Genomic DNA, 12,997 nt, shown 5'->3' on the forward strand with positions numbered 1-12,997 from the left:
GTGTGCTAGAAGTGGGCTGCAGGCAATGCGCTGCGCCCCAGGATCAGGTCGGCGGCTTTTTCGCCGATCATGATGGACGGTGCGTTGGTATTGCCGGAGATCAGGTTGGGCATGATCGACGCATCCACCACCCGCAGGTTACGCAGGCCATGCACGCGCAATTCCGGGTCGACCACGGCCATGGCGTCAGAGCCCATCTTGCAGGTGCCGACCGGGTGGTAGACGGTCTTCGCCCGCTGGTTGATGTAACTCAACAGGGCTTCATCGCTGCGCACACTCAAGCCTGGGAACACCTCTTCGCCGGTGTACGCACGCATCGCCGGTTGCGCGAGGATTTCCCGCGACAGGTTCAGGCCCTTGATGGCGACACGGCGGTCTTCCGGGTGTGCGAAGTAGCGGGGATCGATCAGTGGCGGCGTGTCGGCTTGCTTGTCGGCGAGGCGGATTTCACCACGGCTCATCGGGCGCAGGACGCAGGTGTTGAGGGTGGCGCCGGGTTTCTTGATCACTTCCTGGTCGAGGTCGAAAAACACGATGGGCACAAAATGCATCTGTGCGTTTGGCCGTTCCTGCGGGTTGTCGGTGTTGACGAACGCGCAGGCTTCAGTGACGTTCGAACTCACCGGCCCGCTGCCGAACAGCAGGTACTGCAGACCGTTTTTAACGGTATTGAAGGCGTTGTCCTGGCCGTAGTAACCGTACTTGCCGTGGCAATAGGCGATGCTGCCGACTTCGGCGTGGTCCTGCAGGTTCTGCCCGACGCCAGGCAACGCGTGTTGCACGCCAATGCCATGGCGCTCGAGCTCGGCGGCCGGGCCGATACCGGACAGCATCAACAGCTTGGGCGACTGGATGGCACCGGCACTGAGCACCACTTCCTTACCGCAACGAGCCTGCACCACCTGGCCCTTGTGACGGTATTCAACCCCCACCGCCTGGTTGCCCTCGAGCAGCACACGTTGCACGGTGGCGTCGGTGATGACGGTCAGACGCTCGGACTTTTCGGCGGTACGCAGGTAGGCGACGGCCGCACTGCAGCGGCGATTGTTGCGCGCGGTGATCTGGTTGAACCCGACACCATTCTGGCGCTCACCGTTGAAGTCTGGTGTAAACGCAATGCCGGCCTGCTGCGCGGCACGCACGAAGCCACGGGACAGTTCACACACTTGCTTGAGGTCCGACACCCCCAACGGACCGCCCGTGGCATGGAAGCCGTTAGCGAAACGTTCATTGTCTTCGGCCCGCTTGAAGTACGGCAGTACCTCGCGAAACGACCAGCCGTTGCAGCCCGTGGCGGCCCAGTCATCGTAGTCCTCGTGCTGCCCGCGAATATAGATCAGTGCGTTCACCGAACTGCCGCCGCCCAGCACCCGGCCTTGGGGAAGAATGCGCTTGCGTCCGTCCATGGCGGTTTGCGCCTGGGTTTCATGGCGAGACAGCAGGGGGCTGGAGAGCAAACGGGTAAAACCGGCAGGAATATGAATCAGCGGATGGGTGTCCCGAGGGCCCGCTTCAATCAGCAGGACCGAGGCGCCGGCCTCGATCAAGCGACCCGTCAGCGCACAACCCGCAGACCCGCCGCCAATGACAATGTAATCGTGCATGTCGTCTCCGAATAACGTTGTTATTGTTTTCATGCATCATATATCTTCGATGCCCCCGAACGTCAATCCCTGTCTTTTTGCGCGTGCCTTCCTGCAAAAAAGCGGTTGGCAGTTAAAAATTAAATATGATATATCATCGATCCGTCAGAGCTGCTGCACCTCGACCACGTCCTCAAAGCAATAACAAAAAGCCTCCTTGACGGGGCCAGGATGAACACAGAGATGACCCAGATATTTGCCGCACCTGGTCGCTACATCCAGGGCTACAAAGAACTCGACCGTCTGGCCCGGCATGTGGCCTGGTTCGGTCGCCGACTGATGGTGATCACCACCCAGGGCCGCCTGGACAGCCTGAAGCAAACCCTGGGTACCAGCTTCGACGGCACTCACATCGAGTTGCACTACGGAATTTTTTCCGGAGAAGTGACCCGCCAGGAAATCCAGCGCCTGGCCGAAACCATGCAGGGCCTTGGTTGTGACGGTGTGATCGGCGTCGGCGGCGGCAAGGTGCTCGACGCGGCCAAGGCCGTGGCCAATCAGGCACGCGTACCGCTGTGCATCGTGCCCACCATTGTCTCCAACGATGCCCCCACCAGTTCGCTGTCGGTGCTCTACACCGAGGCCGGCGCATTTGACGACGTCATGTTTTTCCAGCGCAGCCCGGATGTGGTGGTGGTCGACACCTGGGTCATCGTCCAGGCGCCGGTGCGCTTGCTGGTGGCCGGCATGGGCGATGCCCTGTCGACGTATTTCGAAGCCCGCACCTGTGTCGAAGGCTACCGCGACAACTTCCTCGGCAACGCCGGCGGCGGCATGAAGGAGGGTGGCGGCGGTGCCAAGGCCACCCTGACCTCCATGGCGATTGCCGAGTTGTGCTACCGCGTCCTGCTCGAAGACGGCGTACAAGCCAGGCGCGCCGCCGACCAGCGTTGCGTGACCAAAGCCTTCAACCGCGTGGTGGAAGCCAACGCGCTGATGAGCGGTATCGGCTTCGAGAGCAATGGCGTCGCCACCGCCCACGCGGTGTATTGCGGCTTCAGTGAGTTGGGCCGGCGCGCCACGATGTACCACGGCGAATACGTGGCGTTCGGCACGCTGGTGATGCTGGTGCTGGAAGGCAAATCCAGCGCTGAGCTGGACACCGTGTTGCGTTTTTGCCTGAGCATCGGTCTGCCCGTGACCTTCGGCGACCTCGGCCTGGCCGACATCACCGCCGAGGAACTCGATGCAGTGGCGCACACCGCCGCCGACCCCAACCAGACCAGCAGCGTCGAGCCCTTCACTGTGACCGTCGATGAGATGAAAGCCGCGCTGATCGCCGCCAGCGACCTGGGTGAGTTGTACAAATCGGGCGGCTCGTTGCGCCAGGGCTGAGTCCGATCCACATTCCAATAAGAAAAGGTGAACTGATGAAAGCATTTCAGGCAAGTCTGCCCCTGACCCTGGATTTTGAAGTCGGCGCAGTCCGGCGCATGGGTGAAAAGGTCGCGCCATTCGGCTCCAAGGTGTTCCTGATGGTCGACCCGTTTCTGCAGGGCAGCGAGTTGGTGGCGCAGGTCACCGGCAGTTTCATCGAGCGCGGCATCGAGTTCATTGAGTTCTACGACATTGTGCCCAACCCCCGGCACACCACGATCGACCGCGCGGTCGAGCAGGTGCGCAGTGCCGGGTGCGAGGTGGTGGTCGCCATCGGCGGCGGCAGCGCCATCGACTCGGCCAAAGCCGTGGCATTCGTCGCCGTGCACGGCGGCCGTTGCTGGGACTACACCGAACGCCTCGGCGAAGTGGTGACTCGCCCGCAAAGCCGCGGCCTGCCGTTGCTGGTGGTGCCGACCACATCCGGTACCGGCACCGAGGCCACGCCGTTTGCGGTGATCAATAACCCCGAACTGGGCCTCAAGTGCGCCATCGTCAACCCATTCATCTACCCCGACGTGGCGTTGATCGACCCGCAGATCCTGGTGTCGAAACCGCCCAGGCTCACCGCGCTGACGGCGGTGGACACCTTCTGTCACGCGTTGGAAGCCTACATCAGCATTCACTGCACACCGTGGGTGGAAATGGTCGCCCTCCAAGCCATCCGCCTGTTTGCGGCGAATGCCCAGCGCTGTGTCGAACACGGCACCGACCTGGACGCGCGCGCGAACATGGCGTTTGCCTCGACCCTGGGCGGCATGGCCATCGCCGGGGCTGGCGTCACCGTGTCCCATGCCTTGGGCCAACCCCTGGGCGCAATGACCGATGCGCCCCATGGCGGCACGGTGGCGGCGAGCACCCCGCATGTCATCCGCTGGACCTTGCCGGTCGCCGCCGAAAAATTCGCCACCGTGGCCGGGATCCTGCGCCCGGAAACCCTGGGGCTGTCGATCAGCGAGCGCGCCGAGCGCCTGCCCGTGATCCTCGAACAGCTGTTCACCACCCTGGGCGTTACCGACACCTTCCACAGCTACGGTTTGCGCCCTGAGCAGGTTGATGAATTTGCCCACACCGTCTGGACCAGTTTCAACCAGGACCTGGCCTGCCATCCCAAGCAGATCAATAACCAGGAGGAGGTCGCCGCCATCGTGAGGATGTGCTTCTAACCGACGTTTCAGTCACACCGCGTTAACGCTGTTGCTTCACCGACCCGTCAGTTGGGTTGGCGGGATTCTGCATGCTCGAAAAACACTAAAACCAACAATAAAAACAGTTTCGGGAACACTGACAATGACCAATAAGACCATCGTTGCCGCAGGACTTCTGAGTGCGTGTGTTTGCCCTGGCGTGTTTGCCGCCAGTTATTCGCCGAACAACTTTCTGCTCGGCGACTGGAACGGCGAACGCACGCGCTTGCATGAACAGGGCGTGGACTTCCAGCTGACGTACGTCAACGAGCTGGCCTACAACACTCAGGGCGGCGACGCGCACAAAGGCACGTACAGCGATCAGTTGATGATCGACAGCAACTTCGACCTGCAAAAGCTGCTCGGCTGGCAGGGCGCGAGTTTTCGCATGACCTTCAGCAACCGCAACGGCGAAAACCTGACGGCCGAGGCGGGCACCAACACCTTGCTCGCCGCCCAGGAAATCTACGGCTACGGCAGCGTCACGCGGCTGGTGCAGTTCTATTACCAGCAGAAACTGCTCGACGACCGATTGGTGGTCAAGCTTGGCCGCTTGCCCATGAGCGGCGATGTGTTCCCGTTTTCCTGCAAGTTCCAGAACCTGACGTTCTGCGGCACGGTGCCGGGCTACATCACCCCCAACTGGTTCACCTGGCCCGTCAGCCAATGGGGCGCGGCGGTGGCGGGCAAGTTGACGGATGAGCTGACCGTCAACGCCTCGCTGTATCAGGTTAACCCGCGCTTTACCGAGAACAGCCAGGGCCTGAATTTCGGCAGCCCCTCGGGCACCACCGGCTACCTCGCCGTCGGCGAACTGGCCTGGACACCGACGTTCAACGGCCTGCCTGGCACCTACCGCGTGGGCCTCTGGCGCAACACCGGTGACTTCAACGACGTGTACCGCGACCTCGATGGCCAACCCATCGGCCTGACCGGCAATGCGCCCGACCAGCACGATTCGGCCAGTGGCTTCTACGCCCTGGTCGACCAGCGTGTGTACCAGGACCCGGACAACAGCGCCCGCGGCCTCAACCTGTTTGCCAACTTCATTCAGTCGGACCGCGACGTGTCCTACGTGGAGAACGTCTGGCACGCCGGCGCCTTTATCAGCGGCCCGTTTGCCGCACGTCCCCAGGACGAAATCGGCCTGGCGCTGGGCCGCCTGGAAGTGAATGAGAAATCCGCCAGGCGCATCCGCCAGTCCAGTGGCTACACCGTGGCCGCACCGTACACCGAATACCCGATGGAACTGTACTACGGCGTCAGCGTGACCCCGGCCCTGACACTGCGGCCCAACGTGCAATACGTGGTCAACCCCGGCGGGTTGAGCGGGGACAAGAGCGTGGTGGTGTTCGGCCTGAAAACTGAAGTCAGCTTCTAACCCCTTGAACCAAAACAGGAGACGCAACACATGAATACGCTCATCGATATCGCTGCGGTCCAGCAGCGTGTCGCTGCCCTGGACCTGCCAGGCCAGGCCTTTATCAATGGCCGCTTTGTCGACGCACTGAGCGGCGAAACCTTCGCTAATATCTCCCCGCGCAACGGCCAGGTGCTCAATCGCGTCGCATCCTGCCAGGCCGAGGATGTCGACCTTGCCGTCGAAGTGGCACGCCAGGCCTTCGACAGTGGCGTGTGGTCGCAGCGTGCGCCCAAGGAACGCAAGAAAGTCATGCTGCGCTTTGCCGCGCTGTTCGAGCAGCACATGACCGAACTGGCCTTGCTCGAAACCCTGGACATGGGCAAGCCGGTCTCGGAAAGCAGCGGCTTCGACGTGCACGCGGTGCTGGAATGCCTGCAGTGGTACGCCGAATGCTGTGACAAGGTCTACGACGAAATCGCGCCGTCCGGGCCCGGCGCGCTGGGCATGATCACCCGTGAAGCCATCGGCGTGGTCGCGGCGGTCACACCGTGGAATTTCCCGATGCTGATGGCCATGTGGAAGGTCGCCCCGGCGCTGGCGATGGGCAACTCGGTGATCCTCAAGCCCGCCGAGCAATCGCCACTCACGGCGCTGCGCATCGCCGCGCTGGCTGCCGAGGCGGGCATTCCGCCGGGCGTGTTCAACGTGCTGCCAGGCTTCGGCCCTACTGCCGGACGTGCCCTGGGCTTGCACATGGATGTCGACACCCTGGTGTTCACCGGTTCCGGCGAAGTCGGCAAATTGTTCCTGCAGTATTCCGGGCAATCGAACATGAAACGGGTCTGGCTGGAGTGCGGCGGCAAGACCCCGAACATCATTCTCAATGACTGCCACGACCTGGAAAAAGCCGCGACCACCGCAGCCAAATCGATGTTCTTCAACCAGGGCGAAGTCTGCGTGGCGCCGTCGCGGCTGATTGTCGAGGAAGGCATCCGCCACGAGTTCGTCGCCGAGGTGCTGAAGGTGGCGCGCGGCATCAGCGTGGGTGACCCCCTCGACCCGCGCACGCAGCTGGGCGCCATGGTCGACAAGGCGCAACTGGACCGCGTGCTCGGCTACATCCACAAAGGTACGCAGGAGGGCGCACGCATCATCCTCGGCGGTGAACGGGCCGGTGGTGCCCTGGCCGACGGGTTCTTCATCCCGCCGACGATCTTCGACAACGTCACCAACGACATGACCATCGCCCGCGAAGAGATCTTCGGGCCGGTGCTGTCGGTGATCAGCGCCAAGGACCACTTGCACGCGGTGCGCATTGCCAATGACTCGCCCTATGGCCTGGCCGCCAGCCTGTGGACCAGCAACCTCAGTCGCGCTCATTCGATGATCCGTGCCCTGCGGGCCGGCAGTGTGTGGGTCAACTGCTTCGACGGTGGCGACATCACCATGCCGTTTGGTGGCTACAAGCAGTCGGGCAACGGTCGCGACCGCTCGCTGCATGCGTTGGACAAGTACTCGGAACTCAAGTCGGCCTGGATCGATTTGCAGGCCTGAACCCCTACAACGGCGCTGTCGAGGACGGCGCCGGCATCACCGACTCAATCAGCGCACTGGAGAACAATAATGATGAAGAAGCGTTTGATCACCACCTTCGCCCTCACGGCCCTTATCGGCAGCCAGGCCTGGGCCGCCGGCAAGCATGAAATCTACAGCCTGATGCCCAATACCGCGCTGTCGGGCGTGATCGACCCCGACATGCCGGACCGCACCGCCATCAACAAGGCCTTGCCCCTGAAGAAAAAGGGCGAGCGCCTGCGCATCGGCTGGACCGAGATCACCTTGGGCAACCCTTGGTTCGTGTCGATGCTCGACGACGCGAAAACCATCGCCAAAAAGTACAACTACGACATCGAGCTGCAAGTGGCGGACAGTGACGTTGCCAAGCAAAGCGCCCAGGTCGACAACTTCATCACGCTGGGCGTCGACCTGATCGTGATCGACCCCACGGATGTGCTCGGCTCGGTGTCGGACGTGGAGCGCGCCGTGGCAGCCGGGATTCCGGTGATCACCGTGGGCACCGCGCCGGACGCACGCGCACCGGTGATCACCACCAGCACCGGCAACCCCTACGGCAGCGGTTTCGAGGCGGGGCGCTATGTGATCGCCAAGGCCGATCCGGCCAAGGTGATCAACGCCGCCATGGTCATCGGCGTGATGGGCAACTCCACATCCGAAAGCCGCCTCAACGGCATGATCTCCGGGATTGTCTATGCGCGTTCCGAGGAGCGGAAGCTGGGGCTGTCCAAGGAAGACGCGATGCTCAAGGGCTTCAAGCTGTTCCAGCAGATCAAGGCCAAAGGCAGCTTCAGCTGGCCCGAAGGTGGCTTCAACGTGTTGGCCTGGGGCCGTGGCGACTGGACCGAAGAAGGCGGGCTCGCGGCCACCGAGGACATCCTCGCGTCCCAGGGTGACAAGCTGAACCTGGTGCTGGCAGAGAACGACTTCATCGCCATCGGCGCGATCAATGCCCTGGAAAATGCCGGCAAGAAAGACAAGGTGATGGTCGCCTCCGGCGCGGGCAATTTCCGCGTGGCGCTGGACCTGATCAAGCAAGGCAAGTTGCTGGTGAGCGCGACCAACAGCGGCTCCGAAACCGGTGTGGCGGCCATCGAGCTGATCCACCAGATCCTCGACAAGGGCCTGGATGCCAACAACCTGCCGCTGGCGTCCTACTTCCCGGTCACGCTGATTACCCCGGACAACGTCGACACCTACATCAAGGCCGACAGCCTGCCGCCTTCCACCGACAACGTGCCGGCGTTCCGCTCCATCGAGCAGATCAAGGCGGCCCTTAAGTAACGGCACGTCGAAACGGCCTGCGACGCCTGTCGCAGGCCGGTCGGCGAGCGTCCACAGACGGTGAAGAAACATGAATGCGATGCACAAACCTGCCGTAGAGATGCTCGACATCTCGAAGAAGTTCGGCGGCATCAGCGCGCTGAGCCATGCCGGCTTTTCGGCGCGTGCCGGCGAGATCCATGCACTGATGGGCGAGAACGGCGCGGGCAAGTCGACCCTGATGAAAATCCTTGCCGGTGCCTACGTGCGCGATACCGGCACGGTCAGCCTCAATGGCGAACCGGTGGAGATTCGCAAGCCGGGTGACGCGCTCAAGCTGGGTATCTCGATCATCTACCAGGAGTTTGCCCTGGCCGCGCACCTGTCCGTGGCCGAAAACATTTGCATCGACGATCTGGGCAAGAGCCGCGGCTTCGTACAGTGGGCCGCCATGCGCAAAAAGGCCCGGGCGATCCTGGATGAGCTGGGCTTCAGCGACATCGACGTGCGCCAATCGGTCGGCAGCCTGCCGGTGGCGTATCAGCAAGCAGTGGAAATCTGCAAGGCGCTGTCGCGCAACTCCTCGGTGCTGGTGTTCGATGAACCCACCGCCGTACTGACCTCCCATGAAGCGGAAAAGCTGTTCAAGATCCTCGAAGAACTGCGCCGCAAGGGTGTGTGCATCGTGTATGTGTCGCATCGCATGGATGAGATTTTCCGCATCTGTGACCGCGCCACGGTGCTCAAGGACGGCAAGACCGTCGGCACCCTGGCGCTGGCGGATATCACCGAGCGCGGGCTGATCGAGATGATGATCGGCCGCGAACTCAGCGATCTGTTCCCGCCGCGCAACGCCCGGATCGGCGAGGTGCTGCTGGAGGTTGAACAGCTGTGTGCCGGGCGCCTGGTGCGCAATGTGAGTTTCAACCTGCGGGCGGGTGAAGTGCTGGGCTTCTGCGGCCTCGTCGGCGCCGGACGCACGGAGACCATGCGGGCGATTTTCGGCGCCGACCGCAAGACCTCCGGCACCGTGCGCCTCAAGGGTCGCGAACTGCACAACCGCACGCCCCGCGAGGCCATCGCCAATGGCATCGGCCTGCTGCCCGAGGACCGCAAGCAGCAAGGCGTGCTGCTGGAAATGTCGATTCGCGTCAACGGTGCGCTGCGTCCCGCCAGCCCCTACAGCGGGCGCATGGGCTGGATCGCCAGCCGCCGTGAAACCCAAGGCATCGAGGCATTGCGCAAGCAACTGTCGGTGAAGACGCGTTCGATCGAGCAATTGGTCGGCGACCTTTCTGGTGGCAATCAACAGAAAGTCGCGCTGATGAAGTGGGTCGATGCGGGCTGCCGCGTGCTGATTCTCGATGAGCCCACACGCGGTGTGGATGTGGGGGCGAAAACCGAAATCTACCGGGTGATCAACGACCTGGCCGAACAAGGGGTCGCGATCATCATGGTGTCTTCGGAAATGATGGAAGTGATCGGCATGTGTGACCGCGTCGTGGTCATGCGCGAGGGTGCGATCGCCGGCGAACTGGCGGGCGAGCGCATCAAAGAACAAGAGATGATTTGCCTGGCGATGGGAGTCGAGCACCATGAATAACCCTGATTACAAGCTGGCCGCGGCCAATCCGCTGCAACCCAACAGCCACGCCGATGAAGGGCGGGCGCACCGGCGTTCACTGCAACGCGTGTTCCTGGAACACAACGCGCTGGTGATGCTGGTGTTGCTGGCGATTGTCGCCAGCGTGCTGTCCCCCGACTTTTTCACCTATCAGAACCTGGGCAACCTGCTGCGCCAACTGACGCCGTTGTTACTGGTGAGCATCGGCATGCTGATCGTGATCCTCACGGCGGGCATCGATCTGTCCGTGGCCTCTGTCGCCGCCGTGGGCGGTATCGTGGTGGCCATGACCCTGAACGTGATGCCCGTCGAAGGCGGCTTTGGCTTGCTGCTGGCGGTGACGGTCGCCGTCGCGTCCGGGGTGTTGATGGGCTTGGTGACCGGCACCTTTATCGCCTACTTCCGCATGGCGCCGTTTATCGCGACGCTGGCGATGATGACGGTAGGGCGCGGCCTGGCTTTCATCCTGTCGAACGGCCAGCCGCAGCGTCTGGATGACAAGTTGACCAGCGCCCAATGGCTGCGCGATTTCGGTCGCCTGGCCGATGGCGTGCTGGGTATTCCGTGGCCGGTGTGGCTGGCGATCCTGGTCACGATCATCTTTGCGCTGATCCTGCGTTACAACACCTACGGGCGCCTGACCATTGCCAGCGGCAGCAACGAAACCGCCGTGCGCCTGGCCGGGATCCCGGTGGAGCGCTACAAGCTGGCGGCGTATGGCATCTGCGGCGGGTTGGCAGCGTTGGCCGGGGTGGTGATTGCCTCGCGCTCGGGTGTCGCGGCGCCCAGCGCCGGCATGGCGCTGGAGCTCGATGCGATCGCCGCGTGTGTCATCGGTGGAGCGTTGCTGACCGGCGGCAAAGGCACGATTTTCTACACAGTGGTCGGTGTGCTGGTACTGGGGCTGATCGGCAATATCATGAACCTGCTGAGTGTGCCGGCGTATCCACAGCAGATTATCAAGGGCGCGATTATCGTGATTGCCGTGCTGTTGCAGGGCGTTGGACGGCGCGACGCGCGGATTTGAAGGACGCGCCTGCCGGAGTGGCAGGCGCAAATTGATGATGTATGATGCGTGATCTGCGCTTTGCGCCGCAGGCGTCAACGCCGGCGGCGCAACGTCATCGACCATGGAGATCGAGTAACTGTGACCGTGCATAAGCCCATTGATAAAGGCAACTTGAGTGAGCGGGTGTATTCCATTATTCGCACGGCGTTGATGGACGGCCAATACCAGCCCGGTGATCGCCTGCGCATCAGCACCCTGGCCGAAGAGTTCGGGGTGTCGATCACGCCGGTGCGCGAAGCGATTTTCCGTCTGGTCAGCGACCATGCGCTGGACATGAAGGCCGCGACGTCGATCTACGTGCCGGAGCTGTCAGTCAGCCAACTGCGTGAAATCCAGTTGATCCGTCATTTGCTCGAAGGCGAAGCCGCCGGCACCGCCGCCCAGCGCATCACCGCGCCGGAACTGGCGAAGCTCGAAGGCATCCAGGATGCGTTTCAGAAGGCGGTCTCTGTCGACTATCGGCAAGCGGCGCTGCTCAACCGCGAGTTTCACTTCGGCTTGATCAGCGCGGCGCGCATGCCGGTGGTGTCCAAGACCCTGGAGAACATGTGGGTCATCATGGGCCCGCTGCTCAGCCGCTTCCACGCCGAAGTGCCGAAGCTGGAACTGGCCAGCGCCCAGCACAAGCATTTTGAAGTGCTCGAAGGCCTGCGCACCCGCGACTCTGGCAAAGCCAAGGCCGCGCTGCAGGCCGATATCGCCTGGGGCGAGCTGATGATCGAGTGGCTGGAGAAGAAGGAAAACCTGGCCGAAGTCTAGTCGGCCAGGCGTGCGACCCATTTTCCACTGCCGGTGCCTTGCTTGAGCGCGTGCAATGCCTGGGGCAATGCATCGAAGTCGAAGGCCTGGTGCCGGGAGGTCAACAGGCTGCCGTCCAATACGCTGTGGAGCAGCCGCTCGCCCTGTTGGCGCAACGCTTGGCGATCACTCAGGCCGGCGTGCGCGTGGAAACTGTTGAGCGCGACTTCGTGCAGTGAAATGGCGGTGCTGAAGGCCGGCAATGGCGCGCTTTCCTGGCGGTCCTGGATGCACACCAGATGCCCGTTGTAGCCCACCATCGGCGCGAGTGAGGCGGCATGGGTGCCACTGACGGTGTCGAACACGGCGTGCAGGCGTCGCTCGCCCAGGGCCGCTTGAAGCGCTGGCTGCCAGTGGGCATCACGGTAATCAAATACGCCGACGACGCCCAGGGCCTTCAGCTGTGCATGATGCGCTGCGCCTGCCGTGGCCCACACGCGCAGCCCGCGCTGTACCGCCAGTTGCGCCAGCAGCAGGCCGACCGCGCCGCCTGCGCCAACGACCAGCACATCGCGGGAAGTGCCCGGGACCTTTTCCAATGCCTGCCACGCCGTCAAGCCGGGGCAGGGGAGTGCCGCTGCCGCTGCATCATCCAGGCCTGACGGCACCTGCATCACCGTCGCCGCATCGAGCACACAGAACTCGGCAAAACTGCCCGCGCGGTCCAGTGCCTGGTGATACGCCACGCGTGTGCCGGGTTTGATCGTCACCCCGGTGCCGGCTGCGACCACCACACCCATGCCATCCACGCCCGGCACATGCCCGGTTTTCCACGCAGCATGGCCCCACTCAATGATCTTCCAGTCCACCGGGTTCAAGGCGATGGCGCGATTGGCGACCAACACTTCCCCCGGCCCGGGCTGTTGCAGCGGCTTGCGAACCAGCTGCAAACCGTCGATACCTGCGCCTGCGGTCCAGGACCAGGCGGCGAAATCAGTCTTCGTCATGAGCGTTTATCCGGAAGGCGACAATTAGGCAGTATCCCTGCCGGTGCAGAGCGGATAAATACGCCGAGTGGAAATACTGTTGTGAGGCGAAATCATCAATGTGCACGGGGAATGTACGTTGATGTACATTCCCTGTGCGCTGCACGTCTTG

10 protein-coding genes are annotated in these 12,997 nt (G+C 62.7%); 8 read left to right on the forward strand and 2 right to left on the reverse strand.

The window, feature by feature from the left end; genetic code table 11:
- Positions 1–5: 5 nt before the first annotated feature.
- Positions 6–1,604 carry a GMC family oxidoreductase gene (locus tag BM70_RS0102635; RefSeq protein WP_025854558.1) on the reverse strand — a complete coding sequence of 533 codons (1,599 nt, stop codon included), beginning with the start codon at positions 1,602–1,604 and terminating at the stop codon, positions 6–8.
- Between the two features lie 222 nt (positions 1,605–1,826).
- Here BM70_RS0102635 and BM70_RS0102640 point away from each other — a divergent pair, with 222 nt between their 5' ends.
- The 8 genes from BM70_RS0102640 (at position 1,827) to BM70_RS0102675 (ending at position 11,860) form a co-directional block, all read left to right on the forward strand.
- Entirely contained in the window at positions 1,827–2,978 is a 1,152-nt protein-coding gene (locus BM70_RS0102640) for a glycerol dehydrogenase (RefSeq protein ID WP_025854559.1), read from the forward strand.
- Between the two features lie 35 nt (positions 2,979–3,013).
- The gene (locus BM70_RS0102645) at positions 3,014–4,186 is read left to right on the forward strand and encodes an iron-containing alcohol dehydrogenase (RefSeq protein ID WP_025854560.1); all 1,173 of its coding nucleotides are present in this window, start codon (positions 3,014–3,016) and stop codon (positions 4,184–4,186) included.
- A gap of 124 nt (positions 4,187–4,310) precedes the next feature.
- On the forward strand, positions 4,311–5,588 hold the full coding sequence (locus BM70_RS0102650) for a carbohydrate porin (protein WP_025854561.1): 1,278 nt from the start codon (positions 4,311–4,313) through the stop codon (positions 5,586–5,588).
- A 30-nt stretch (positions 5,589–5,618) separates the two neighbouring features.
- The gene (locus tag BM70_RS0102655; protein WP_025854562.1) at positions 5,619–7,124 is read left to right on the forward strand and encodes an aldehyde dehydrogenase; all 1,506 of its coding nucleotides are present in this window, start codon (positions 5,619–5,621) and stop codon (positions 7,122–7,124) included.
- A 69-nt stretch (positions 7,125–7,193) separates the two neighbouring features.
- Positions 7,194–8,429 (forward strand): sugar ABC transporter substrate-binding protein, encoded by a 1,236-nt coding sequence (locus BM70_RS0102660; RefSeq protein ID WP_155952104.1) that lies wholly within the window; start codon positions 7,194–7,196, stop codon positions 8,427–8,429.
- 70 nt (positions 8,430–8,499) lie between these two features.
- Positions 8,500–10,011: a sugar ABC transporter ATP-binding protein gene (locus tag BM70_RS0102665; protein WP_051556732.1), complete on the forward strand. Its 1,512-nt coding sequence runs from the start codon at positions 8,500–8,502 to the stop codon at positions 10,009–10,011.
- Positions 10,004–11,059: an ABC transporter permease gene (locus BM70_RS0102670; RefSeq protein WP_025854565.1), complete on the forward strand. Its 1,056-nt coding sequence runs from the start codon at positions 10,004–10,006 to the stop codon at positions 11,057–11,059. Before BM70_RS0102665 ends, BM70_RS0102670 begins: the two co-directional genes overlap by 8 nt.
- 126 nt (positions 11,060–11,185) lie before the next feature.
- Positions 11,186–11,860: a GntR family transcriptional regulator gene (locus tag BM70_RS0102675; protein ID WP_256220870.1), complete on the forward strand. Its 675-nt coding sequence runs from the start codon at positions 11,186–11,188 to the stop codon at positions 11,858–11,860.
- On the opposite strand, the gene BM70_RS0102680 is transcribed toward BM70_RS0102675, so the two are convergent.
- Complete coding sequence (locus tag BM70_RS0102680) at positions 11,857–12,846, reverse strand: zinc-binding dehydrogenase (protein ID WP_025854567.1); 990 nt, start codon at positions 12,844–12,846, stop codon at positions 11,857–11,859. The genes BM70_RS0102675 and BM70_RS0102680 overlap by 4 nt on opposite strands.
- Positions 12,847–12,997 lie beyond the last annotated feature (151 nt).

Source organism: Pseudomonas sp. CHM02 (assembly GCF_000612585.1).
GTDB lineage: Bacteria > Pseudomonadota > Gammaproteobacteria > Pseudomonadales > Pseudomonadaceae > Aquipseudomonas.